A 24,869-nucleotide genomic window follows, 5' to 3' on the forward strand; every position below is an offset into this window, starting at 1 on the left:
AGCTCATCCTTTTGCGACATCGACAATGCTTCCAGCGTCCTCGGGAAGCCGCGTGCCGTATGGAGCGAGAGGAATACTTTCCTCTCGCCAGAAATTCGCGATGGTCTCCGGGAGCCGGGAGCGTAAGTAGCAGATTGAAGCGCTTTCCAGTTGGTCCGGCCTGACGAAGATCGTCGAGTGCGGAGGGCCTAGCCGATCTGGCAATTCGTGAGCCGAGACGATGACCGCAATGACACTGTCGCCGGTGATGAACGCAAAGTCAGCCCGCACCCTCGTTTTCCCGCTTTCCAGATAGGCTTGTGGCAAGGGAAGAAGGGCGGAAAAAATTCTGTCTTCAGGCCTGAAGGCAGGACCGTGCGGCCTCAGAAGTCGTTCAATTTCCGGTGTATTTTGTTGGATCTGGCTGCGGATGAGATCGAAATAGCCGCGAAGGAATATTCGCTGTGTTCTTGACCATGGGTCTGCCAAGTTCTCGATGGCTTGATAAACCATCGTGAGTTGCTCATCTGGCTCATAGCGTCCGCCCGGTGTAGAGAGCACAGGAAGCATACTACTCGCATCGGAAAGGCACAGCGGGGCTGAGCGCCTCATCTCAATCACAAAATGAGAGTTGGTTTTGCCCTCCGATGGTGCGCGAGCTGCGCCATAATATAATTTCATCACGTTAAGACCTATTCAGGGACATTGTCGTTGCCCCGGACGCCAGAAGCGCGGTGACAGTCAGCACTCCCAATGTCCAAGGCAGGGGCTGCCATCAGCCAAAACCAGTACCCACCACGGAAACCCGCCAGGAGCGCGCCGGAGGCGGTGTATAGGGCGTTCAGTCGTCGGCTTGTGACGATATGCTTCATCCGGGCACGCCGCTGAGAGGCGTGGAAGAATCCACCATTTCGCATGTCTCTTATTGCAAATTGGCCTGCGGAAAGTTGCTGATGAGATTACTTTCGCTGTGGGGTATTGACAATTCCTACCACATTCAAATAATCGTTTCAAACGAATGATTGATTTTTTTCGAGGTGCAGCCAGCGTAGTGGAGGTGAACTATGCCGTTCTATCGCATCGCAGAGATGCAAAAAGGTGAGAGCAAGGGAAACCCGAATGCCGAAATCAAGACTGCCGCCGGCGAATTTATGAAGGTAGCGGTCATGACAAAGCCCGAAGGCCAGGGACCTGCTTTGCACGAACATCCAAACGAGGAGCAGTGGACTCTGATTCTTGAGGGACAGATGCATTTCATCTTGGGTGATGAGGATCGCATCGTCGGTCCGGGCGATCTGGTCCTGATCCCGCGTAACACTCCCCATCGCAGCCGCCCGATAAACGGCCCAGCAACGTTCTTCACGGTGAAAAGTCCGGTCGGCACCGGCAAAATGGACCAGGATTACCAGATGGTTAAGGATGCCGAGAAGGCAGAAGAACGCTATCCGGGGAGTGACTAAACGTATTCTGATGTTAACCTGGGAGGATACGAAATTGAAACATTATATAACCCGACTTAGCCAGAAGCTGGCAGCATACACAAAGCATGCACTGTTTGGAGCTACTCTGGTCGCTGCTTCTGTCAGCGTGGCCGTCCAGGCGAAAGCTGTCGATTTCAGCGGCAAGACAGTTGAGATCATCGTTCCTTATACAGAAGGTGGCGGTACAGACGTTTATGTGCGTCTATTCGCGCCGTATCTTCAGAAATACCTTCCGGGAAATCCGAGCGTTATCATACGCAACTTCCCCGGAGGAGCTTCGATAATGGGTTCCAACCGGTTCGAGGCGCGCGCCAAACCAGATGGACTTTCGATCATCGCAACCTCCAGTTCCACGTCGGTGGCGCAACTTCTGGCCGCTCCGCAACGCGAGTTCGACCTTCTCGGCTGGCGTCAAATCGTCGCGTCCGCTCTCGGAACCGTGGTGTACTTTGCTCCGCATGTTGGCATTGACGGCAAGGATATCGCCAAGGACGTGCGTAGTCTGATCGATAACGAAACGTTACTCCTGTATGGAGCAAAGCAACCTGACGCCGCCGAACTGCGGATCATTATGGCGCTTGACCTCCTGGGTCTGAAGTTCGATGCAATCTTCGGGGTGGCTCGCGGCGAAGTCAGGGAAGCAATGCTGCGCGGGGAAATGGCAGTCAACGACGACACGTCAGGAGCTTTCATCGATCGCGTCATGCCTTATGTCAAACGCGGGGAACTCGTTCCGATGTTCACTTTCGGCTACGTCGAGGATGGGCAGATCGGGCGCGACCCGGTCTTTCCTGATCTGCCGTGGATCGGAGAGCTTTATGAGCAGGTTCATGGGGAACCGCCGTCGGGAGATATGTGGAATGCTGTCGAGGCCTTCATCTATCTTGCACAGATTGCGGCCAAGGGTCTGGCTCTGCCGGCGGGAACGCCGGACGACATCCGTGACGTGTATGTGAAAGCCGTCGAGCAGACGATAGCGGATGAGGAATTTCAAGCTCGCGCGAAAGAGATACAAGGCGACTACCCGCATTTCCTGGGTGAAGACGCGGATAATGCGGTTCGTCGCGCTGTATCTCTCGATCCCGAGACTGAGGCGTTCCTGAAGAATTATCTTCGCGAGCGCTACAACATTCAGATTTAATCTCTCGGCAGGGTGGCGTCGGTCTCGTCGCTGCCCTGCCGGTCACGTATTTCTGAAGTATCGGGATCAAATATAATGGATGTCATTATCGACGCGCTGCTGACACTCGTCAGTGGCTGGCACCTCTTTTACCTAGTCTTCGGCGTCTATCTGGGGCTCATTATTGGCGTCCTGCCAGGCCTCGGCGGAGCGGTCGGCCTGGCCATGCTGCTTCCGTTTGTCTTCGGCATGGATCCCGGACACGCTCTCGCGATGATGATTGGCCTGCAGGCCGTCACCACCACGTCTGATACGTTTCCGGCGGTGCTCATGGGGATCCCAGGGACATCCGCATCGCAAGCAACTGTTGTCGACGGCTTTCCGATGGCCAAGAAGGGCGAAGCTGCGCGCGCACTCGGAGCGGCTTTCTCGTCATCGTTGATAGGCGGGGTGTTCGGAGCAATCGTGCTGAGTATCGCCCTGTTCAGCGCCATGCCGCTTCTGCGCCTGATTGGCTTCGGAGAGCAAATGATGCTCGTTATCGTCGCGCTCAGCATGGTGGGCGTGTTGACCGGAGACAGTGTTTTCAAAGGTCTGGTCGCCTGTGGTCTTGGCCTGCTGATAGGCGCGATCGGTTCGGCACCCGCTTCCGGTTTCCAGCGTTTCACTTTTGAAACGGCATACCTCATAGACGGTGTGCCGTTGATCATCGTCGGGCTTGGTTTGTTCGCCGTCCCTGAGATCGTGGATCTTCTACGAAGAGACCGTGCTATCTCGGACAGCGCCCCTCTGGGTGGTGGATGGTTGATGGGGATTAAGGATACCATCAAGCACTGGCCGATTGTTCTCCGGTGCTCCGGGCTCGGAGCGCTTATGGGTGCGCTGCCGGGCGTGGGTGGCTCCGTGATCGACTGGATCGCGTATGGAAACATGGTGCAGACGGCCAAAGACAAGTCAGGCTTCGGGAAAGGCGATGTGCGGGGAGTGATTGCGCCGGAAGCTGCAACAAACGCCAAGGAAGGCGGAGCTCTCATACCTACGTTGCTGCTCGGGATTCCCGGCTCCGGGGCCATGGCGATCATGCTGGCCGGCTTTGTGCTTATCGGCATTCGTCCCGGCATCGATATGGTAACTACCAATCTTGACCTGACGTTCACGATCATCTGGTCGCTCGCCATCGCGAACATAATCGGCGCGGGAACATGCATTATCCTTGCCAAACCCGTCGCCAAGTTGACGACTATCCCCTATCCGGTCATCGCTCCATTCATGATAGCGCTGATCTTCTTCGCGGCGTTTCAGCCAACAAGGGACTGGGGTGACCTTGTCACGCTTCTGGTGCTCGGTACGCTTGGGGTTTACATGAAGCGTTTCGGCTGGCCCCGTCCCGCTCTTATGATCGGCTTCGTGCTTGCTGGGGGACTGGAGGCAGGCATTTATCGCACCACGCAAGTGTATGGGTGGTCTTTCCTGGGAAGGCCTATCGTCATAGTCCTTATTCTTATCGCCATTGCGTCGATAATTGCCGCGATCCGCTATAAGGGCGTAAAGGGCGAGCCGAGCGAAGATGGCGCGCACACAACCGCGCGGCGACTTCCACAGATAATCTTCTTCCTCGTCATCGTGGCTTTCACAGGATACACGCTGATTCAAAGCATGGGTTGGCAGTATGCGAATGGCATGTTCCCACGTGCTGTCAGCGCCATTATGTTGCTGCTGCTGATCCCGGTAGGATATATACTTTTCTTCTCAAAAAATCCTCATCCTGTGCTGCATGATCTGGATCGGACTACGGCTATTGAGGACGCGAAAGGCCATAGCAACGAATACTATATCGCATGGCTGGTGGCGCTTCTCGGCTTCACCGCGCTCTTCGGCTTTGTGATTGCGATGATGGCATTCGTGTACGGGTTCCTGCGTTTGAAGGCAGGTCTGTCGCATGTTGCATGTGCTATTAGTTCAGTTGCAATGATAATTATTTTCAATGGAATGGCTTATATTTTGACATTAGAATATCCAGAAGGAATATTTCAGCCTAATATTCCCAGTATATTCTAAAGCTGGTTGATTGTAAGGTTATTCGGTATAACAGCGAGATCTGAACCGGGGCGCGTTGTTGCGGAAACATACCCCGGTTCATGCCAGAATAGTGCCCGCCGGATGGCGGGCGCAACCTTCCCGCAAATCCATCCCGGAACGGTCAGCCGTTTTGGGATGGATGCTAGAAGGCGACGCCGTCCGCACCCTTGAGCGCGAGAGCCGCGCGCGCGTCGGCGGGGCTTGCGATCTCAAGGCCAAGGCCCTCGATGATCTGGCGCACTTTCACTACCTGCGCCGCATTCGACTCGGCGAGCTGCTTCGGGCGGATCCAAAGCGAATCCTCAAGGCCGACGCGCACGTTGCCGCCCATCGCCGCCGCCTGCGCGGCGATGGGCAACTGGTGCCGGCCGGCGCCCAGCACCGACCAGCGGAGATCGATGCCGAAAAGGCGCTCCGCGGTTCTCTTCATATGCAGGACATCCTCGGGATGCGGTCCGATGCCGCCGAGGATGCCGAAGACGCTCTGGACGAAGAACGGTGGCTTGACGATGCCCCGGTCGACGAAATGGGCAAGCGTATAGAGATGGCCGATGTCGTAGCACTCGATCTCGAACCGGGTGCCGTTCTCGGCGCAGGTGGAGAGGATGTATTCGATATCGGCGAATGTGTTCTTGAAGATGCGGTCCCGCGATCCTTCGAGATAGGGCCGTTCCCAGGAATGCCTGAACGCGCTGAAGCGGTCGAGCATGGGGTACAACCCGAAGTTCATGGAGCCCATGTTGAGCGAGGCGACCTCCGGCTTGAAGACAGCGACCGGCTTCAGCCGCTCCTCGATCGTCATCGTCGCCGCGCCGCCGGTGGTGATGTTGACGACGCAGTCGCAGCGCTGCTTGATCACCTTCAGGACGGGTTCGAACCGCTCCGGCGACTGGTCCGGGAAGCCGGTCTCGGGGTCGCGGGCGTGCAGGTGAACGATGGCGGCGCCCGCCTCGGCCGCGCCGATCGCCGCCTCGGCGATTTCGGCTGCCGTCACCGGCAGATGCGGCGACATCGACGGGGTATGGATCGATCCCGTTACAGCGCAGGTGATGATTACGCGACGCGTCGCAGCCATCCATGCCTCCCTTATGGTATGCGATGATTCATCCGGCGGGCCACACCGCTTCGCGGCTGCTCGGCCATCTCAGGCGAACCGCCACTGGCCCGATACTGCGGCCTGTGCTGTCCTGCCGCTTCGGCCGATGAGCCGAAGGCCGATCTCGAGGGTGATCACAAAGCTCACATAGTAGATCGCTGCTATCGTATAGGCTTCCATGTGCCGGAATGTCATGCTGGCCACGAGTTGCGTGGCACGCATCAATTCGGCGACGCCGATGACGGAGACCAGCGATGTCGCTTTCAGGACCGCGATATACTCGTTGCCGAGTGGCGGAATGGAGAAGCGGACGGCCTGCGGAGCGATGACCCGACGCATGGTCAGCCAGTAGGGCATGCCGATCGAGCGGGCAGCGCTCCATTGCTCTTTCGGCACGGAGTCGATGGCGGCGCGGATGATCTCGGTCGAATAGGCGCTGCTGATCAGGGTGAGCGCGAATACGGCCGCGAACAAGCGGTTGTTGAGCGGCTCCGTCAGCGCGACCAGGGCCGGCGCGCCCGAGCTCAGCGCCCAGCTCGGCAGTCCGAAGTAGACGAGATAGAGCATCAGCAGAGGCGGTATGCCCCGGAACAACGCCGTGTAGCACCATGCAAGGCTCCGCAGCGGCCGTATGCTCGACGTCTTCGCCAGCGCGAGGAGGGAGCCGACAAGGACCGACAGCACGATGACGATGAACGAGACGGCGACGGATAACACAAACCCGAGCGTGAAGCTGAGCCAGTGCTGCGCCAGAAGCGCGATCATAAGGCACCTCCAATCATAGACCAGCTCCAAGTGCGTAGAGGCGGACGGGTCGTCAGCCGTGCTCCCTGCGACGCCTGCTGCCGTCGATATAGCCCAGCGCTATCTGGAGCATGGCGACCGTGAAGATGTAGTACAGTCCCGCCAACGTATAGGCGGTCAGGTATTCGAAGGTGCTTCCCGCGGCGAGCTGGGCGCTGCGCGTCAGTTCGACCACACCGATGACCGAGACGAGCGACGTACCTTTCAGCACGTAGACGTATTCGTTTCCGAGTGGCGGCAGCGCCAGGCGAAACGCTTGCGGAGCGATCACCCGCCGGAACCTCAGCCAGAATGGCATGCCGATCGACCGCGCAGCCTCGATCTGGTCGGCGGGCACGCCCACGATGCCAGCCCGAATGATCTCGGCCGAATAGGCGGCGCTCGTCAGAGACATCGCCACGACCGCGGCGACGATCCGGTTGTTCAGGGGATCGAACAGGGCCGCAACGCCCGGAATGTCCGAGTCCCGTGCCCAGACGGGAATCCCGAAGAAGACGACGTACAGCACGAGAAGCGGCGGAACGGCCCGGAACAACGCGATGTAGATGGCCGCACTCGCCCTCAGTGCCGCATTCTGGCCCAGCCGGCTCGTGGCCAGCATGGTTCCCAGGAGAATGGAAACCATCATGGACACCGTTGCAATCACAAAGCTGACGCCGAGCCCGGCCAAGTAGCTGTGCCAGTATCGCAGAAAGAACTCGAACAACGGCTGCTCCGCAGGTTGCTCACGAACCCATATGGCTCCGTGATTCAGCGATGAATGACGCGATGCGCCGTGTGGGCGGCGCCTTGAAGAACTCCTTCGTCCACACGTCAGCCTCGACCCGCCCGTCTTCCATGAAGACGACACGGTCGGCGCTTCTTTCGGCGAAGCTGAGTTCGTGCGTGACGAGGACCATTGTCGTGCCTTCGTCGGCGAGGCGGCGCAGGACCGTCAGCACCTCGCCCACGAGCTCCGGGTCGAGCGCCGAGGTGACTTCGTCCAGCAGGAGAATCTCCGGTTCCATGCAGAGGGCGCGCGCGATCGCCACCCTCTGCTGCTGCCCGCCCGACAGCTGGTCGGGATAGAGATCGGACTTGCCGCTCAGGCCGACCCGCTCCAGGGCGGTCCGGGCGCGTTCCTCGGCTTTCGCCCGCGGCACACCCAGCACGAAGACGGGTCCCTCGATCAGGTTTTCGAGCACCGTGCGGTGGGGGAACAGGTTGAAACGCTGGAACACGAAGCCGATGCGCGCCCGCTGGCGGCACACTTCCCGCTCGCTGACCCTTTCCAGCCTGTCGCCCTGGCGTCGGTATCCAACCAGTTCGCCCTTCAGCAGGACTTCGCCCGCACAGTAGGGTACGAGAAAGTTGAGACAGCGCAGGAACGTCGTCTTTCCGGAGCCGCTTGGACCGATGATCGCGACCGTCTCCCCCTTTCCGATGGATAGATTCACGTCGTGCAGGACCTCCAGCGCGCCAAACCGCACGCAAACGCCTTTGGCCTCAAGTACGGACCCAGACATCACGTACCTCCCCTTGGTGCAGCAGGCCGTCAGTACGGGATGTCTCCGAACCACTTCTTGACGATCCGATCGAGCGTGCCATCGGCCTTCATCTCCTCGATGGCCTTGTTCAGGCGGTCCAGAAGCTCGGTGTTGCCTTTCCGGACAGCGGCCCCGATCTCGACCCTGCCCGCGAGGGACGCGCTGCTGACGCGGAGTTTGTCCGAATATGTATGCTGGACATAATATCCTGCCGTGAGGCTGTCGACGGCGACCACGTCCAGTCGTCCGAGAATGAGGTCGTGAAAGGCGTCTGCGACGGTGTTGAAGCGCGCTATGTTCAAGCCGGGCGTTTGGGACAGCAGGATTTCCGTGGAGGTGCCGGCCGACACGCCGATCCTTTCTCCAGCGAGTTCCTCGGGAGCCGAGGGATTGAAATCTTGCCGGTCGGCGCGAACCACCAGCGCATTCGTCTGGGTGAGAAGGGTGTTTGAGAAGTCGACCTGCTCACGCCGTTGCGGCCGGATCGCCATCTCCGGCTCGACATGGATTCGGCCGGACTGGAGGGCAGGGATCAGGCCATCGAACGACATCGTCTCGATACGCGCCTCGACGCCTATTTTTTCGGCCATTGCCTCGGCCAGATCGATGTCGAAACCGACGAGACGGTTCGAATCGTCGTAGAAGGCGAGCGGGCGGTATGAGGGGTCTGTGCCGAAGATGATGGTTTCCTGGGCCATAGACGCATTCGTGCCGAAACCGAGACCAAACGATGCCGCTATCACTGCGCCTACGGCAACTTTTATAAGCATAGATTGAAAGGTCATTGCTGTTGTTCCCCTGGTTGATCGTTGTTTATATTATATTTTTTATGCGTTTTCTGGCGGAGGTCTCCACGGATTGCCGGGAGACCCGGTGCTTCAGAGCTTGCGGTTCCTGCCTGCTTCCCCTTTTTCTCATGTCATCGTTTCACGGAAACGCTGACATGCCATAACTCGTTGATTTTGAGCGAATGCTTATGGATCAAATAATTCCATCCGATCGGACGCGTTCTAGGAGGCTGACGCTCCGGTGGGTTCAGGTGTCGACGTCTGCGCAGCATCCGGGCCGTGCCGCGAGGGCACGATATGCTGGTAGCGGCCGTCCTGGGGCTGGTATCTTCCATCCTGGCGGAGCACGACGGTGTACACGTAACGGTCGGCGCGGTAGTACGACTTGAAGTAGGCAATGGGCTGTTCGTTGCCGGACAAGTAGATACGCCGCATGACGAGCACCGGAGCGCCGATCGGGATCTGCAGTTGCTCGGATATTCTGACATCGGCTACATCCGCTTCGATGATCTGATGATCTTCCTCCAGCGTGTAGCCGCACGGGCCGGTCAGCAAGGCTGCGACGGACGCGCTTTCGACGTCCTCCTGCATGACACGGACGCCGACCTCTGCCGGCAGATAGGCCTCGTGATAGGCTAGGGGTTTCTGCTCCAGGAAACTGGTTCTGTCGATGCGGACCAGAATGACATCGCGCTCCACCCTGAGGAACATGGCCGCCTCCTCGTCGGCCCGAACCAGTTCCTTGGACAACAGCCGGTAGCTGAGCCCCTGAAGGAAGTCTTCCGCGAGGCCGGTCAATCTCCCCTTGCGGCCGGCCGGCCTGGGAACGTGCTTCGCCACGAAGCTCCCCCGGCCGCGCGTGCGGGTGATGAGGCCCTCCTTCTCCAACGGCGCGAGCGCCTGGCGGATGGTCTCGCGGCTGACGCCGAACTGCTTGCCAAGCTCGACCTCGGGCTCGATCCGGTCCCCCGGCCGCATCTGGGTCAGCACCCTGTTTCGCAGGATGTCCGTGATCTGGAGGTGCTTCGGATAAGGGTGGAAGAAGCGGGATTTTGCCACTCGATACGAACCTTCTGTTTGCACTAAAGGCGATAAGCATAGTCTTAATTAGACATATGATCAATACTTTTCGGAAATGCCGCCTTTGATGGTTCGCCCAGTTCGGCAATCTGGATGGCTTCAAATAAAATATGTTTTTAAATCAATTATATATGCACAAATTGGGCAACTGCATACAACGTGTGCAAGGCAAGGTGCTTGACATTATCCCGGCTATTTGTCTAATTGATCGTACTAATTAATCCATACCTAGGGAGGGCTTCCCAGTGCGGTACGATAGGTTCGGGAACGAGTTTGCGCCCACGCTGTCCTACGCGCGCGGCAATATCCTGAAGGGAACGGAGGACGATTTCCGTCGTCTCGAGCAGGCCTGGCGCTTCATCGGCCGCAACATCCAAGCGGGCGGTGCGGAGGCCAACTTCGTGTTCACCGGCCTCGAGCACAGGCTGCCGATGCTGCCGGAGGACTTGCCCGTGGCCGATGACGAGATTGCGCCCGGCATCTTTTTCGAGCGCATGAAGTCGCTGGCGCTCGATCATCTGGGCGGGCGGTCGGACGTCCACGACATCGCGGTGTTCAACCGTCTGACGGGCGCGACGCTCGCGACGTTTCTGACGCTCGTGAAGGCCGGCGACACCGTGCTCGGCATCACGCCAACCCACAGCCACCCCTCGGTGATCCGGGGCGCCCGGCACGTCAACGCCAATTTCATCGATGCATCAGGGGTGGACGAGTTCGAGCGTGTGCTGGACCGGGAGGAGAGCGTTTCGCTCGTCGTCCTGACACGTCTTGCGACCACCTACGACATGATGCCGATCCCAGACGTGGACAGGGTGGTGAAAGCGTCCCACGCGCGCGGCATACCGGTCTATGTCGATGACGCCGGCGGGGCGCGGGTCGGGCCCGCCGTCTTCGATCACCCGAAGATGCTCGACCTCGGCGTCGACATCGGAGCAACCGGCCTGGACAAGTACGGAACGGTTGGCCCGCGGCTCGGGTTGATGGCGGGTGACAGGGAGCTCGTCGCCAAAATCCGGGCGAAGGGGTTCGAATGCGGCCTCGAGGCGAGGCAACTGCTCTACCCCGCCGTCGTTCGCAGCCTCGAACAATACTCCCCCCAGCGGGTGCGTGACCTGATGGCCGCCACGAGGGAAGTTGCGGAGGCGCTGCGGCCCTATTTCGGCGACAAGCTCTACGAAACGCCGGGCACGGTCCAGTTGCGCGCCGACGACATCCTGGAGATGGCGATGCAGCGCGGGGGCGTCAATCATCCCCCGATCGTCCCGTTCGAGGCCAATTCGGCGCTCTGCATGCTCATGCTGAGAGATTACGGAATGATCACGGTGCATTTCGTGGGCCTGCCGCCCGGCGGCGCGAATCTCCTCTTGAAGTTCATCCCGCCGGAGCTGCTGCACACCTTCGGCGGCGCGGCCGCGTTCGCGAAGGCCGTTGATGCATCCATGACCGAGCTGGGCAAACTGCTGCAGAACCCGGAGAGCGTCCGCGAACTCCTTCTTGGTCCGGCTCCCGGCTGAATGAAACGAACTGCCCGATCGTCGAAGTCTTTCCGGCCCGAGAGCCAGACATTCTTCATAGCGTGATCGCTAACCCCGAAGGAGTGCGTCATCTTGCAAAATACAACTGCACCAAAACCTGCGAATTCGCTTGAGACCCCCCGTTTCGCCGGCATTTCGACATTCTTCCGGCTTCCCACCGTCGCCGATCCGGATGGTCTTGATCTCGCCGTCTTCGGCGTGCCGTTCGACGGCGGTCAAAGCTATCGCGTCGGGTCGCGCTTCGCCCCGGCCGAAATCCGAAAGATGTCGGCGACGATCAAGCCCTTCAACCCCGCGCTGCAGGTCTCGCCCTACGATCACCTGAAGGTCGCGGATCTCGGCGACTGTCCGGTCAATCCGCTCGATCCGGCGAAGTCGCGGGAGCTGATCCAGTCGTTTGTCGAACGCGTCGTTGCGGCGGGTGCGACGCCGGTCGCCGTTGGGGGCGACCACTCTATTACCCTGCCGATCTTGCGGGCGCTGGCGAAGAAGCATGGCCCCGTGGCGCTTGTTCAGGTGGATTCGCATCTTGACACGGGAGAGGCGTATTTCGGCACCCGTTTCGGCGGCGGGACGCCATTCCGTCGCGCGGTCGAGGAGAAGCTGATCGATCCCAAGAAGTGGCTCCAGATCGGGATCCGCGGCTCCGTATACGCTTCCGACGATTTTGATTTCATCCGCGATCACGGCGCCACCTGCATCACGGGGGAGATGATATACGAGAAGGGTTTCCCCTGGGTCATCGAGCAGATCAAGACGCTGCGGGATTCTCCTTGCTACTGCACCTATGACATCGACGGCATCGACCCCGCCTATGCTCCCGGCACGACGGCCCCTGTTCCGGGTGGTCCCAACAGCAGCGACGCAATCGCCATCGTGCGCGCCTTCTCCGGCTTCAAGCAGATGGTCGGCTTCGACATTGTCGAGGTTCAGCCCGCCTACGACGTGGGAAGCGTTACCTCGATGCTCGCCGCGTCGCTGACCTGGGAATTCATCTCCGTGCAGGCGGCCGCCAGGGCGCGTCAGTGAAACACGCCGGTGCCCCCCGGCATCGCAGAGGGGGGCGCCGCGCCAGCGCGGCCTGCGACGATACGGGCAGCCGGAAAGGACCAGCGCTTTCATGCTCGGTGTTTTCGATCGCTCCGACCTTCTTTCCCGCTCCGGTCTCGACTTGATGTCCGCGGTCCGCGACGGATCGTTGCCGCATGCGCCGATATATCGCGAACTCGGCGCAGTCATATGCGAGATCGGCGACGGCGAGGCGGTGGTGCGGGCACGCCCTGACGAGCGGTACTACAATCCACTCGGCAGTATGCATGGCGGCTACATCGCGACGCTGCTCGACATGGGCATGGGATGCGCGGCTCACACCAAGGTGGCGGCCGGATCTAGCTACACCACCATCGAACTGAAGACCAACTTCGTGCGCGCCGTGAATCGCCGATCCGGATTGCTGCGCGTAGTAGGCCACGTCGTCCACGCCGGCCGTCGGATCGTGACCGTGGAAGGGCGGCTCTTCGATGAAGAGGAGCGACTTTGCGCCCACGGAGTCAGCACGTGCGCCGTATTTGCCATTACGGCGGGTGATCCCCCTCATTGAACGGTTCAGTCCTCCTCGATAAACACCTCCTCGCGCTTCTTCGCGATGTTCGGCAGGCAGATGACGATCAGGGCGATGGTGGCCGCGAGGAGCAGCCCCAGGCTGATCGGCTGCGTCACAAAAATGGACGGGTCGCCCCGGGAGAGGATCAGTGCGCGGCGCAGATGATCCTCGACCATCGGTCCCAGGATAAAGCCGAGGACCAGGGGGGCCGGCTCGCAGCCGAGCTTGGCTAGGCCGTATCCGAGAAGCCCGAACAGCGTTATCTCGTAGAGGCCGAACGTGTTCGTCTCGATGCTGTAGACGCCGATGCTGCAGAAGGCGATGATCGCCGGGATCATCATTCTGTAGGGGATTCTCAGCAGCCGCACCCAGACGCCGAGGAGCGGCAGATTCAGCACCAGCAGCATCATGTTGCCGATCCACATCGAGACGATGATGCCCCAGAACAGGTCCGGCCGGTCGGCCGCCACATTCGGTCCGGGCGCGATCCCCTGAATCATCAGCGCGCCGATCATCATGGCCATGACCGGATTGGACGGGATGCCGAGCGTCAGCATCGGAATGAAGGAGGTCTGTGCGCCGGCGTTGTTGGCGCTTTCCGGGGCCGCCACGCCCTCGATCGCGCCGTGGCCGAACTCGCCGGCGTTCGGCGACACCTTCTTCTCCAGCGTATAGGCCGCGAAGGACGAGAGCAGCGCGCCGCCGCCGGGGAATATCCCGAGGATCGAGCCAACGGCGGTGCCGCGCAGGCTGGGGCCGACGATCCGCTTGAGATCCCCGCGCGTCGGCAGGAGTCCCGAAACCTTGGCCACGACGGAGCCGCGTTCCTCCGCGCCCTCCAGATTGCGCAGTATCTCGGCGACGCCGAAGATGCCGACGGCGACGGCGGCGAAGTCGAGCCCGTCCGCAAGTTCAAGGAAGCCGAGCGTGAAGCGCGGCGCGCCGCTGTAGAGATCCGTGCCGACAAGCCCCAGCAGAAGGCCGAGCAGGATCATGGCCACGGCCTTCAGGAGCGAACCGCTGGCCAGCACGATCGACGAAACGAGGCCGAGCACCATGAGGGAGAAATACTCCGCCGGCCCGAACTCCAGAGCCAGGTAGGTCAGCGGCAAGGCGAACACGGCGATCAGCACGGTCGCGATGCAGCCGGCGACGAAGGAGCTGATCGCGGCGGCGGCCAGGGCGGCGCCCGCGCGCCCGCGCCGCGCCATCTGATAGCCGTCGATGGCGGTGATCACGGAGGCGGACTCGCCCGGCAGGCTGAGCAGGATCGCCGTGGTCGAGCCGCCATATTGCGCGCCGTAGTAGATGCCGGCGAGCATGATCAGCGACGCTGTCGGCGACAGCGAAAAAGTGATCGGAAGCAGCATGGCGATGGTCGCCGTCGGGCCGACGCCGGGCAGCACCCCGATCGCCGTTCCGATGGTCACGCCGACGAAGCAATAAAGGAGATTGACGGGTACGAAGACGACGTCGACGCCGACGGCGAGATTGCTGATCAGGTCCATCGGTCAGGCTCCGAACCACGAGCCGAACAGCGGGATCGGCAGGCCGAGCCCGTAGCTGAAGAGCGCCACGCAGAACGCGGTCAGGACGAGGCTGATGAGGATCGACGAGACGGGAGAGACGCCGCGGCTGCCCAGGACAGCGATCATGCAGGTGAGGAACAGGCACAGGATCAGTCCCAGACGCGAGATCATCGCCCCGAAGAAGACCGGCGCACCGGCGACGAAGACCATGCCCCGCCAGGCGACGGGCCCGGCCGCGATGTTCTGGGTGCTGATGCCCCGCACGGCGATGATGAGGCCGACCAGAATCAGCAGACCGGAAAGGAGCATCGGGAAATAGCCAGGCCCCATGCGCAGGGCAGAACCGACCTCAAGCGTCCCGAGTGTCGATATGAGGAAGTAGATCCCGAAAAAAACGAAGATCCCTCCCACCGCGGTCTCTTTCATGTTTGTCATCTTTTCCTCCCTGAAAAGACAGCCTGACCGTTATTGTTGATTGCCGGTATCCGTCTGCATGAATTCTCTCGCCCAGTTTTCGAAGGACTGCGCGTTCAGCCACCGGTCCATGTCGCCCGCCGACGCGACGTCGGCCTCCAAGGCGGCGGGTTCGTCGCCTCTGGCCAGGCGGTCGTAGAGTTCGGTCAGCGCCTTGACCGCCGCAGCTATGGGCAAATGCCCCTGCAACATGATTCTTGCGCCGACGCTGGCCAACTGGTCGCGGGTCAGCGCGCCGTGGTTCGTCCCGATGATGAAGGGCAGTCTCGTGACCGCGCGGATGGCGCGCAATTGCTCGAGGCTTTCGACGGTCACCAGCCAGATGGCGTCGACGCCGGTCGCGGAATAGGCCTTCACGCGCGCGACGGCGGCGTCAAGCCCCTCTTCGGCAAGGGACTTGGTGCGCGCCGCCAGGATGAACGCCGGATCGCTGCGGGCCGCGAGCGCGGCCTTGAGCTTGCCGGCCATCTCCTCTGCCGGCACGAGCCGGGTGGAACTGATCGGCTCGCCGAAGCCGGCCGGCGCTGTGTCCTCGACGCTCATCGCGGACACGCCGGCATGCTCGAATTCCTGGACGGTTCGCATCACGTTCAGCGCATGGCCGAAACCGTTGTCGGCGTCGGTCAGCAGGCTGATGTCGCTTGCCCGCGTCACCTTCCTGATCTGGTCCGTGAATTCGGTCAACGTGTGCAACAGCAGATCGGGCGCGCCAAGCGTGGTCGCCGCAACCACCGACCCGGAAAGCAGCCCGATCCTGAACCCCGCGTCCTGCGCGATCCGGGCGGAGAGCGGATCGTAGACACTCGCCGGCGAAAGGCATTCCGGCCCCTGCAGAATGACCCGGAGTGCCTGTCGTCTTTCAGTGTAGGTCATGACATCCTCTCATGCCGGGCTGGCAGCTTCGATATTGCAATTCATTGCTGTATCGCGCGCCGGCGCGCCCTGACGACAGGCCGGCGCGCCCCCCGGGGCTCTATTTCAGGCCGGCGGCTTCGGCCGCCTCGTCCCACTTGATGGATTCCTGGTTCATATAGTCCGTCAGTTGCCCGGGGGTCAGGCCGCCGGAGATCTCGATGCTCTGCGCGGCGAGCCGCGACGCCAGTTCGGGATCGTTCGCGACGGCGTTGATGTCCGCGTTGAGTTTCGCCACCAGATCGGGCGCCATGCCCGCCGGTCCGAGGATGCCGAACCAGGTCGACATGTCATAGTCCGGGTAGCCCGCCTCGGCGAAGGTCGGCACGTCCGGCAGCTCCGGCGAATGATTGGTGCCGGTGATCGCCAGCGCGCGCAACTGGCCGTCCTTGACGAACTGCTGAACCGACGGGGGGCTTGCCATCGCAACCTGGATGCGCCCCTTGAGCAGATCCGGCACGACCGGGCCGGTGCCCTTGTAGGGCACATGCGTCATCTCGGCACCCGCCATCTTGAGAAAAGCCTCCATCGCCAGATGGGTGGTGCCGCCTTGCCCGGTCGAACCATAGTTCAGCTTGCCGGGATCGGCTTTCGCCAGCTCGATGAGTTCATCGACGGTCTTCGCCGGCACATCCTTGCTGATGACGAGCATCTGCGGGCTGACGGCGGTCCGCGCGATGGGCGTGAAGCTGTCGAAGCTGATGCCTTTCGAATGGAGCTGCGCCGCGACGATCTGGCCGACATTGAGCGCGGCCAAAATGTAGCCGTTGGGGGCCTCGCGCGCCACGAGCTCGAGGCCAACCGCGCCGCCGGCGCCGCCGTGGTTCTCGGATACGACAGGCTGGTTCCACCGCTTGCTGAGGCTGTCGGCGATCGCGCGTGCGACAAAGTCCGTGCCGCCGCTCGGCGACGACGGAATGATCCAGCGCACGGGGCGCGAGGGAAAGGACGCGGCGTCTTCCGCAACCGCCGAGGGCATCGCGGCGAGCCAGCTCGCCGCAGCCAGGATGATGGAACTCGCGATCAGTTTTTTCATGTCTTCCTCCCGATTCATTATTATTCGGATTTTCTTGTTTGGTTTCTTACAGCATCAAACCAGAAGATGTGCGCACTTTCTGGAAAAATTTGATGCGTTAACAAATGGATAGAGAAAAATAGCGATTCAGCTTTAATGCATTTTTCTCCAATGCTCCGTCGGTTTTCGCCGGAGCATTCAGGCGCGCGTCAGCAGAGGAGCCAGCGTCGCCACGTTGCGGAATTCGGTCAGGCCGTGGACGGCGGACACCACCTGCTCGTACCGCTCCTCCGGCAGGGCGACCGAGGCCAGCTTGCGGAACTTCTCCTCGACCTCCGCCGGCGTCAGGGCGCGCAGCGACGGGACCAGCTCACTGAAGGTCTCGCCGGAGCGCAGGCGCACCGTGACGCGCGCGCCGCGCGGCCGGGTCTTCCTGAACTCGGCCTCGATCTCGTCATCCACCTCGAGTTCGACGCGGCGGCTGAGCGCGAGGATTTCCGGATCGCGCAGGCTCTCGTCGGTATATTCGAGGAAGCCGACGTCGCCTTTCACGAGGTACATCGCCAGGCTGAAGGCCGCGCTGAACTGGGCGCTGGTGATGTCCTGCGGCTCCCGGATCACGCCGACCCAGTATTGGGCTTCCCGACTCGCGCCGACCTTGATGCTCTCGATGTCGTCGACGGTGAACCTGTGCTTGCCGACGATGCGTTCAAGCCCTTCCGTCATCGGCTGCAGGAAGCCATCCTGGGCATACACCTTGTAGTGAGCGTCGAGGATGTGCCATTTCGAGCCCAGCGCCGCCGTGAGCGCCGGCATGTTGACGGAGTCCCCATAGGCCCGGCAGTAGCCGCGCTCTCCTTCCAGCATGGTCGCCGGCGCGGTAAGGCCGGCCTCCGCCAGCAGCGCCGAGCGGATGCCGCCGGAAGCCGCCATGGCGCCGAATATGCGTTTGAGGTCGCCGCGGCCGCTGGCGGGGGCCTCGACCAGGCCGCCGGCATGCACCGCGGCGGTGGCGAGGGCTTGCAGCAGGCCGTTTTCGTCCAGGCCGAGGAGCTTGCCGGCGGTGATCGCCGCGCCGAAAGGCCCGCAGGAGCCGGTGGGCTGATGGCCGCGCTGCATGAGAACCGGCGTCACGGAAAGCGCGACGCGGACCATGATCTCGTAGCCGGCGACGACGGCCAGGATGAAATCCTTGCCGGAGCTGACCTGCCGCTCGCCGATCGCCAGGCCGGCGGGCACGACGACGCACCCGCCCTTGACGCTGGTCATGGCGTGGTTGTCGTCCATCTCGAAGCCATGCCCGAAGGCGCCGTTCACGAAGGCGGCGTTCGCCGCCGACGTCCTCAGGCCGTAATTGAGCGTCGTGCTTTCCGTCGTGCCGCCCTGGGAGCGGATGTAGCGGTAGACCGACTTGGACAGGGGCAGCGTGCTGCCGGCGAGCTGAACGCCCCACGCATGGAGAATGAGTTCCTTTGCCTTCTCGACGACGGCAGGCGGCAGGTCGGAAAAGCGAAGCTGGGCGGCGAATTCCGCCAACTGTCTTGTTTCGCTCAATTTATAAACTCCCTATAGTGCCTTTTTTCCGGCAAAACATCGAAGAGGGTTTCGTCGGGTGCGTCTGGTTTTTCGTGCCGTCCGGCCTTGCGTCAGCTCACGATGCGGCAGCGCGAAGTGTTGAACGGGCATTTCCATGGATATCCGGCTTGGACATTTGAGGATGTTTCTGGCGGCCGCCGAGCGCGGCAGCGTGACCAAGGCCGCTGCCGCGCTTTTCCGCGCGCAGTCCAGCGTGACGCGCGCCATATTCGAGCTCGAACAGACGCTGGGCGTCGATCTCTTCGAACGGCGTCCGCAGGGGCTGCTGGTAACGAGTTACGGCGCCGCGCTGCTCGTCCGCGCGCGCCGGATCGCCGCCGAACTGCAGCGTGCTCGCGCCGAGATCCTCGATGTGGAGAATGGTTCGCGCAAAGCCGCCAACGCTGCGATCTTCTCCATGCAGGTCAGCGAACAGCGGCTGCGCGCCTTCGTCGAACTCGTCGCCAGCCATCACATGCCGACTGTCGCGAAGCGCCTGGGCATCAGCCAGCCCGCTGTGAGCGCCTCGATTCGCGGGCTGGAGTCGAGCCTCGGGCTGCCGCTTTTCGAGCGCACCGCGAAGGGCATGCTGCCGACGCCGGAGGGCAGGGCGCTCGCCTTCCACATCAAGCGGGCGCTGTCCGAAATCCGCATCGCGCGCGACGAGATCGCAAGCCTGCAGGGTGCGCTGGTCGGCAAGGTCGTCGTCGGCGCGAGCCCGCTCGGGCGTGCGTTGATCCTTCCCCGCACCATTTCGCGGTTGCTGGCCGCTCATCCCGGCCTGCTCGTGAGCGTGGTCGAAGCACCTTTCGAGGTCACCGCCGCAGACCTGCGCGCCGGCGACATCGACTTCCTGTTCGGCGCCCTGCGCCCGCAGGCGATGGAGACGCAGCTGGTGGGCGAACCGTTGTTCGTCGACGAACTGGCGATCATGACGCGCCCGGGCCATCCGCTGCGCTCGCAGGCCATGCCGCGCCTCGAACATCTGAAGGACGCCCGCTGGATTCTGCCGCACCGCGATACGCCGACGCGGCAGCGGCTTGAGCGCATGTTCGCCAGCCGTGGCCTCAAGCCGCCGCTGACGGTCATCGAAACGAGTGATCTCACGATGTTGCGGGAACTGCTGCTGCAAGGGGACCTGATCACCGCGGTCTCGCCGCAACAGTTCGACCACGAACTCGGCACCGGCGTTCTTTCCGCGCTGCCGATCGCCCTTCCGGAGACATCGCGCACGATCGGCCTCACCTATCGCGCCGATGGCCATCCGTCGACCGCTGCGACCATGCTGATGGACGAAATCCGTCAATATTCGCGGGAGTTCGCCAAGCCGAACGCCGGCCAGTCCGCTTCCGGCTAGGGACCTGCTGCGCGCGCAGCACCGGCCGCGGATCGTCGTGGCCGGCCGTTCGGCTATGCACAAAACTATTTGACAGGTATGTTCTTCCATGATCGTCCAACCGTCACCAGCAGCCCCAGGGATGGACAAGAGCGTATTCTGCAAGCCCCATACTCTCAAAATCTCCTTCGGCTAACCAATTCGATGTAGCGGCATATGCCATCGAATCTCGTTATCGGCATCGGCGCCCCCGTTCGTCCGGGATGCCGGCCCGCGCCGGGCGGTGGCGATTCTAGGAGCGGGCGAGAAGATAGCGGATGGCCAGGAAGATGAAGGGCATCGCGAAGAGGACGAGGAATATCCGCAATATGTGAAACGCCGTCACCAGCTGCACGTCGGCATGCATGAACTTTGCCGTCAGCGCCATCTCGGTGAGGCTTCCCGGCGCCATCGCCAGCACGGCGGACGACCAGCTCATCTCCGTCATCAGGGCCATGACGCCGGCGCCCAGGGTGCAGAGGGCCAGCAGCCCCAGATTGGCGGCGAAGGCGTAGAGGACGAACGTCCACGCCTGCCGGAGAATCTGCCTGTTGAACATGCAGCCGAGTGAAACGCCGAGCAGCACCTGGGCGACGGCGAGCAGCGCGGGTGGCATCGGACTGATGGGCAGCGTCAGAAAGGCGGCAAGCGTCGAGAAAACGAGCGCGCCGATGAAGGGGCCGTTCGGGACGCCCGTCCTCGCCGCGACCCCTCCGGTCGCGAAGCTGCCGAGCAGCAGCAGACCCACGCCGAGAGAGTCGCGCTCGGCCTGGGCAAGCGTCGCGTCGCTTCCGGACACGCCGTTGAGATAGAAAATCGCCGGCGGGATGATCATGACGAGCGTGACCGTGCGGGCCGCCTGCGAAAGCGCGACGGTCGGCGCGCTCACGCCATACCGCTCCGCCAGCCGCGCGGACTCCATCGGCCCGAGGGGCACGCACGCAAGACAGGCCGTCACGAGGTCGATCTTCGCGAGCCGCAACAGCAGCGCCGCCGCGGCGAGCGCCGAGACGATCGCGTAGAGCCCGGCGCCGATCATCTCCGGCAAGTGCGCAAGAACGGTCTCGGCCGCCGCCGGCGTCATCGAGACGCCGATCGATCCGGCGACCACGATCTGCCCCATCGAACGCGTGACGCGCGGCGCCCTCGCCGGCCAGCCCAGCGTCGCCGCAAGGCCGACGGCGATCAGCGGTCCGATCATCCACGGCAGCGGAAAATGAATGGAGGAGAACAGATAGCCGCTTGCAAGTCCCAGCGCGTAAGTCAGTGGCAGGATCACGGCGCCTTTCATCGCCGCGCCCCCGCGAGCGGTGGGCGTCGACCCCGCCGCATCAGCCGGACAGCCCTGAAAGCTCCGCCGGAAAGATTTCCGCGGCGGCGTAGCGGACCGGGATGATCTTCTGCCTTTGCACGAAATCCGCCGCGGTATCGAGCGCAAGGCGGTTCGGCCCGACGCCGAAGGGGAGCGGATCGCCTCCGACCAGTCGTCCCACGCGGACGATAGCTTCGTCCGCGGCGTTCGCCGGACCCTCCGCGGCGAGCTGCTGCAGGTAGATGCGCTTGGCGCGCGCCATGGCCTCGAACAGCGTGGCAGGCAGTTCCGGATGCTGCGCCGCCAGATCGGCCCTGACGACCACGAGATGGTTGATCGGATAGATCCCGGTCCCGGTGAACCAGTCGGCCTCCAGCCTTGCCGCGTCGGCGAAGAGGGGCCTTACATCGCCAGACGACAGGCTTTCCAGGCTGATCGCCGCGTCGACCTCTCCCGCTTCGAGCATGGCGCGCATGGTGTCGCCGGCCGACGCGCGCGACGCGTTGGGCGGGTCCGGACATTCCGGCACATGGGAGCCCTCGAACGTGACCCATTCGATGCGGTCGAGGTCGACGCCGTATGCCGTCTGCAGGATGCCCCTGCTCCACATCGGCCCGGTCTGCGCGTAGGAACGCACGGCGACCCGCCGGCCCTCCAGATCCTTGGGGCTCCGGATGCCGCGCCCGGCACGGCACCAGATGGTGCCGTGATGGAACATCCGCATCGGCATGACCGGCAGGGCCACCAGCGGCTTGCCGTAGAACCTGGCCACGAGGTAGGTCGTCAGCGCCATCTCGGCGACATCGAAAGCTTCCTCCTGGATCATGCGCCGGAAGATCTCATGCGTTGGCGAGACGTCGGGAAAGACGGCCCGGAACCCCGCGATCGGCACGGCGCCGGTCTTCAGCGGCACCGTATGGCCGTAGGTGCCGAGCGCGACGTTCAGTTCTGGCAGGTGATCGACCATGGCAGTCTCCCGGGGGGGCTATGCGGACATCTCGCTATGCGGACATGGCCGCGGCTCTCTTCTCCAGCGCGTCATCCAGCCTGCCGTAGACCCGGCGCGCATTGAGTTCGAAGATCTTGCGGCGGCTCGGCTCGTCGAGGTCGACGACCTGGTCGACGTAACGCCTGGTATCGTCGAAGTAGTGTCCGGTGTCCGGGTCCTTGCCGCGCACGGCGCCGATCATCTCCGAGGCGAACAGGATGTTGTCGACGGGAACGACCTCCAGCAGAAGCGCGATGCCGGGATAGTGATAGACGCAGGTGTCGAAGAACACGTTCTTGAGCAGGTGCTCCTGCAGCGGCGGGAGGCAAAGGTCCTGCGCCAGCCCGCGATAGCGGCCCCAATGGTAGGGCACCGCGCCGCCGCCATGGGGGATCACGAACTTGAGGGTCGGAAAATCCTTGAAGAGATCGGCGGTGAGGAATTGCATGAACGCCGTGGTGTCGGCGTTCAGATAGTGCGCGCCCGTGGCGTGGAAGCAGGCGTTGCAGGACGCGCTGACATGGATCATCGCCGGCACGTCCAGCTCGACCATCGTCTCGTAGAGCGGATACCAGTGGCGGTCGGTGAGCGGCGGGTCGGCCCAGTGACCGCCGGAGGGATCGGGGTTGAGGTTGCAGGCCACGAAGCCCAGTTCCTCGACACAGCGCCTGAGTTCCGGCACGCAGTTGCGTGGCGAAAGGCCCGGCACCTGCGGCAACTGGCACGCGCCGATGAAGTTCGTCGGGAACAGGCTGCAGGCCCTGTGAATCAGGTCGTTGCAGACCTCCGCCCATTGGACGGCGATGTCGTGGCCACCCACATGGTGGCCCATTCCGGACGCACGCGGCGAGAATATCGTCACGTCCGTGCCGCGCTCCCGCTGGAACTTGAGCTGGGCCGGTTCGATGCTTTCCCTGATCTCGTCGTCGCTGATCCTGAGCGACGTCGTCGCCGGCGGACGTCCGGCTCCCGAAGCAGCGGCGATCTGCTGCTCCCGGAATGTATCGAGCTGCGGCGGGGTGGTCGTGTAGTGGCCGTGGCAGTCAATGATCATTTCTGGTCTCCGCATCGGCAAGCAGGCGCTCGGTATCGAGGCCGAGGAGCGAGCCGCTCTTCTTGAATCGGTAGGCGTCCCACACGCTCCAGACGATCAGCGCCAGGATCGCCGCGAGGAATGCGAGGCTGAGGGGCCGGTCGATGAAGATGTCGAAGCTGCCCCGCGAAATGAGCATCGCCCGCCTGAAATGCTCCTCCATCAGCGGCCCGAGCACGAAGCCGAGCAGCAGCGGCGCGGACGGGAAATCGAGCACGCGCATGCCGTAGCCGATGGTCGTCACGACGACCACGACCAGCACGTCGAATGCGCTGTAGTTCACGGTGTAGACCCCGATGCAGACGAACATCAGGATGGCCGGATAGAGGGCGTGATAGGGGATGGTGAGGATGCGGACGAACAGGCTGATGAGCGGAATGTTCAGGATCACCAGAAGCACGTTGCCGATCCAGAAGCTCATGACCAGACCCCAGAACATGTCGGGGTGATCGGTCATCAGCCGCGGCCCCGGCGCGATGCCGTGGATCATCAGCACGCCCATGATCAGCGCCATCGTCGCACTGCCCGGAATGCCGAGCGTGAGGGTGGGGATGAAAGCTGTCTGGTCCGCGGCGTTATTGGCGGATTCCGGCGCGACGACGCCTTCGATCGCACCCTTGCCGAAGCGGGAGGGCTCTCTCGCCACCTTCTTTTCGAGCGCGTAGGACATGAAGGCGGCGATCGTGCCGCCCGTGCCGGGGAGCATGCCGAAGAACGATCCGACCGCCGTGCCGCGCGCCATGGGGAACCACGATCGCCGCACGTCGTCGCGCGTCGGCAGCATGGAACGCATCGTAACGCTGGTGTTCACCGTGCCCCCGGCCATGGAGCGGACGCTGGCGATCACCTCGGTCGCTCCGAAAAGGCCCATGGCCAGGGCGACGAGGCTGACGCCGTCCATGAGCTCGACGACGCCGAAGGTGAGCCTGGCCGCGCCGGTGTAGATGTCGGTTCCGACGATGCCGATGAGAATGCCGAAAAGGACCATGGCGAAGCCCTTCACCGGCGACCCGTCGGTGATCACCGACGCCGCCACCAGGCCAAGGGACATCAGCGAGAAATATTCGGCGGGCCCGAAACCCAGGGCGATCTGCACGATCAGCGGCGAGAACAGCATCATGATGATGATGCCGATGCTGGCGCCGACGAAGGAGCCGATGGCCGTCATGAACAGCGCGACGCCCGCGCGCCCCTGCCGCGCCATCGGATAGCCATCGATGCAGGTGACGGTGCTCGACGCCGTTCCGGGCAGGTTGAGCAGGATCGATGCGATTGAACCGCCGTAGGCGGTGCCGTAGTAGATGCCGCCCAGCATGACCAGCGCGCCGGTCGGGTCCAGGTAGAAGGTGATCGGGAACAGCATGGAGATCGCCGCCACCGCCCCGATTCCGGGGATCACGCCGACGATGGTGCCGAGCGTCACGCCGATGAAGCAGTAGGCCAGATTGGCCGACGTCAGGGCGATGGAGAGGCCGAGCGACAGGTTGGAAAGAAGATCGTCCATC

Annotated in this window: 23 protein-coding genes; 7 read left to right on the forward strand and 16 right to left on the reverse strand. The window is 62.5% G+C overall.

Annotated features, from left to right (window positions below):
• Positions 1-3: 3 nt before the first annotated feature.
• Complete coding sequence (locus ACUSIJ_RS20015) at positions 4-549, reverse strand: hypothetical protein (protein ID WP_449310181.1); 546 nt, start codon at positions 547-549, stop codon at positions 4-6.
• Positions 550-1,043: 494 nt separating this feature from the next.
• Here ACUSIJ_RS20015 and ACUSIJ_RS20020 point away from each other — a divergent pair, with 494 nt between their 5' ends.
• From ACUSIJ_RS20020 to ACUSIJ_RS20030, 3 genes are all read left to right on the forward strand, one after another.
• On the forward strand, positions 1,044-1,439 hold the full coding sequence (locus ACUSIJ_RS20020) for a cupin domain-containing protein (RefSeq protein WP_449310182.1): 396 nt from the start codon (positions 1,044-1,046) through the stop codon (positions 1,437-1,439).
• Between the two features lie 34 nt (positions 1,440-1,473).
• Positions 1,474-2,601 carry a tricarboxylate transporter gene (locus ACUSIJ_RS20025; protein WP_449310183.1) on the forward strand — a complete coding sequence of 376 codons (1,128 nt, stop codon included), beginning with the start codon at positions 1,474-1,476 and terminating at the stop codon, positions 2,599-2,601.
• A 75-nt stretch (positions 2,602-2,676) separates the two neighbouring features.
• Positions 2,677-4,638: a tripartite tricarboxylate transporter permease gene (locus tag ACUSIJ_RS20030; protein WP_449310184.1), complete on the forward strand. Its 1,962-nt coding sequence runs from the start codon at positions 2,677-2,679 to the stop codon at positions 4,636-4,638.
• A gap of 163 nt (positions 4,639-4,801) precedes the next feature.
• On the opposite strand, the gene ACUSIJ_RS20035 is transcribed toward ACUSIJ_RS20030, so the two are convergent.
• From ACUSIJ_RS20035 to ACUSIJ_RS20060, 6 genes are all read right to left on the reverse strand, one after another.
• Positions 4,802-5,734, reverse strand: coding sequence for a 3-keto-5-aminohexanoate cleavage protein (locus ACUSIJ_RS20035; RefSeq protein WP_449310185.1), 933 nt, complete (start codon positions 5,732-5,734; stop codon positions 4,802-4,804).
• A gap of 69 nt (positions 5,735-5,803) precedes the next feature.
• Positions 5,804-6,520 carry an amino acid ABC transporter permease gene (locus ACUSIJ_RS20040; protein WP_449310186.1) on the reverse strand — a complete coding sequence of 239 codons (717 nt, stop codon included), beginning with the start codon at positions 6,518-6,520 and terminating at the stop codon, positions 5,804-5,806.
• Between the two features lie 52 nt (positions 6,521-6,572).
• Complete coding sequence (locus ACUSIJ_RS20045) at positions 6,573-7,265, reverse strand: amino acid ABC transporter permease (protein ID WP_449310187.1); 693 nt, start codon at positions 7,263-7,265, stop codon at positions 6,573-6,575.
• A gap of 19 nt (positions 7,266-7,284) precedes the next feature.
• Positions 7,285-8,064 (reverse strand): amino acid ABC transporter ATP-binding protein, encoded by a 780-nt coding sequence (locus ACUSIJ_RS20050; RefSeq protein ID WP_449310188.1) that lies wholly within the window; start codon positions 8,062-8,064, stop codon positions 7,285-7,287.
• 29 nt (positions 8,065-8,093) lie between these two features.
• Positions 8,094-8,783: an ABC transporter substrate-binding protein gene (locus tag ACUSIJ_RS20055; protein ID WP_449310189.1), complete on the reverse strand. Its 690-nt coding sequence runs from the start codon at positions 8,781-8,783 to the stop codon at positions 8,094-8,096.
• A gap of 312 nt (positions 8,784-9,095) precedes the next feature.
• Positions 9,096-9,932 carry a GntR family transcriptional regulator gene (locus ACUSIJ_RS20060; protein ID WP_449310190.1) on the reverse strand — a complete coding sequence of 279 codons (837 nt, stop codon included), beginning with the start codon at positions 9,930-9,932 and terminating at the stop codon, positions 9,096-9,098.
• A gap of 266 nt (positions 9,933-10,198) precedes the next feature.
• On the opposite strand from ACUSIJ_RS20060, the gene ACUSIJ_RS20065 reads away from it, so the two are divergent.
• From ACUSIJ_RS20065 to ACUSIJ_RS20075, 3 genes are all read left to right on the forward strand, one after another.
• Entirely contained in the window at positions 10,199-11,467 is a 1,269-nt protein-coding gene (locus tag ACUSIJ_RS20065; RefSeq protein WP_449310191.1) for a hypothetical protein, read from the forward strand.
• Between the two features lie 93 nt (positions 11,468-11,560).
• The gene (gene speB / locus ACUSIJ_RS20070; RefSeq protein ID WP_449310192.1) at positions 11,561-12,517 is read left to right on the forward strand and encodes an agmatinase; all 957 of its coding nucleotides are present in this window, start codon (positions 11,561-11,563) and stop codon (positions 12,515-12,517) included.
• 91 nt (positions 12,518-12,608) lie between these two features.
• Positions 12,609-13,088 carry a PaaI family thioesterase gene (locus tag ACUSIJ_RS20075; RefSeq protein ID WP_449310193.1) on the forward strand — a complete coding sequence of 160 codons (480 nt, stop codon included), beginning with the start codon at positions 12,609-12,611 and terminating at the stop codon, positions 13,086-13,088.
• A 5-nt stretch (positions 13,089-13,093) separates the two neighbouring features.
• Here the strand turns inward: ACUSIJ_RS20075 and ACUSIJ_RS20080 are convergent, their stop codons facing one another.
• The 5 genes from ACUSIJ_RS20080 to ACUSIJ_RS20100 all read right to left on the reverse strand — a co-directional run bounded on the left by ACUSIJ_RS20080 (position 13,094) and on the right by ACUSIJ_RS20100 (position 18,575).
• A complete protein-coding gene (locus tag ACUSIJ_RS20080) occupies positions 13,094-14,599 on the reverse strand; it encodes a tripartite tricarboxylate transporter permease (protein WP_449310194.1) in 1,506 nt (501 codons plus the stop codon).
• A 3-nt stretch (positions 14,600-14,602) separates the two neighbouring features.
• A complete protein-coding gene (locus ACUSIJ_RS20085) occupies positions 14,603-15,055 on the reverse strand; it encodes a tripartite tricarboxylate transporter TctB family protein (RefSeq protein WP_449310195.1) in 453 nt (150 codons plus the stop codon).
• 30 nt (positions 15,056-15,085) lie between these two features.
• Positions 15,086-15,967, reverse strand: a complete 882-nt coding sequence (locus ACUSIJ_RS20090; protein WP_449310196.1) for an isocitrate lyase/PEP mutase family protein — start codon at positions 15,965-15,967, stop codon at positions 15,086-15,088.
• A 100-nt stretch (positions 15,968-16,067) separates the two neighbouring features.
• Positions 16,068-17,042, reverse strand: coding sequence for a Bug family tripartite tricarboxylate transporter substrate binding protein (locus tag ACUSIJ_RS20095; protein WP_449310197.1), 975 nt, complete (start codon positions 17,040-17,042; stop codon positions 16,068-16,070).
• 177 nt (positions 17,043-17,219) lie between these two features.
• On the reverse strand, positions 17,220-18,575 hold the full coding sequence (locus ACUSIJ_RS20100) for an MmgE/PrpD family protein (protein WP_449310198.1): 1,356 nt from the start codon (positions 18,573-18,575) through the stop codon (positions 17,220-17,222).
• A 163-nt stretch (positions 18,576-18,738) separates the two neighbouring features.
• Here ACUSIJ_RS20100 and ACUSIJ_RS20105 point away from each other — a divergent pair, with 163 nt between their 5' ends.
• A complete protein-coding gene (locus ACUSIJ_RS20105) occupies positions 18,739-19,953 on the forward strand; it encodes a LysR family transcriptional regulator (RefSeq protein ID WP_449310199.1) in 1,215 nt (404 codons plus the stop codon).
• 271 nt (positions 19,954-20,224) lie between these two features.
• Here the strand turns inward: ACUSIJ_RS20105 and ACUSIJ_RS20110 are convergent, their stop codons facing one another.
• From ACUSIJ_RS20110 to ACUSIJ_RS20125, 4 genes are read right to left on the reverse strand one after another with little or no spacing between them, the layout of a single operon-like run.
• On the reverse strand, positions 20,225-21,262 hold the full coding sequence (locus ACUSIJ_RS20110) for an AbrB family transcriptional regulator (protein WP_449310200.1): 1,038 nt from the start codon (positions 21,260-21,262) through the stop codon (positions 20,225-20,227).
• A gap of 40 nt (positions 21,263-21,302) precedes the next feature.
• Positions 21,303-22,250 (reverse strand): ABC transporter substrate-binding protein, encoded by a 948-nt coding sequence (locus ACUSIJ_RS20115; RefSeq protein WP_449310201.1) that lies wholly within the window; start codon positions 22,248-22,250, stop codon positions 21,303-21,305.
• 34 nt (positions 22,251-22,284) lie between these two features.
• Positions 22,285-23,325, reverse strand: coding sequence for an amidohydrolase family protein (locus tag ACUSIJ_RS20120; protein ID WP_449310202.1), 1,041 nt, complete (start codon positions 23,323-23,325; stop codon positions 22,285-22,287).
• The gene (locus ACUSIJ_RS20125) at positions 23,315-24,868 is read right to left on the reverse strand and encodes a tripartite tricarboxylate transporter permease (protein WP_449310203.1); all 1,554 of its coding nucleotides are present in this window, start codon (positions 24,866-24,868) and stop codon (positions 23,315-23,317) included. The genes ACUSIJ_RS20120 and ACUSIJ_RS20125 overlap by 11 nt, the downstream gene beginning before the upstream one ends.
• Between the last annotated feature and the right edge of the window lies 1 nt (position 24,869).

The sequence above is a fragment of the Pseudochelatococcus sp. B33 genome (assembly GCF_053570585.1).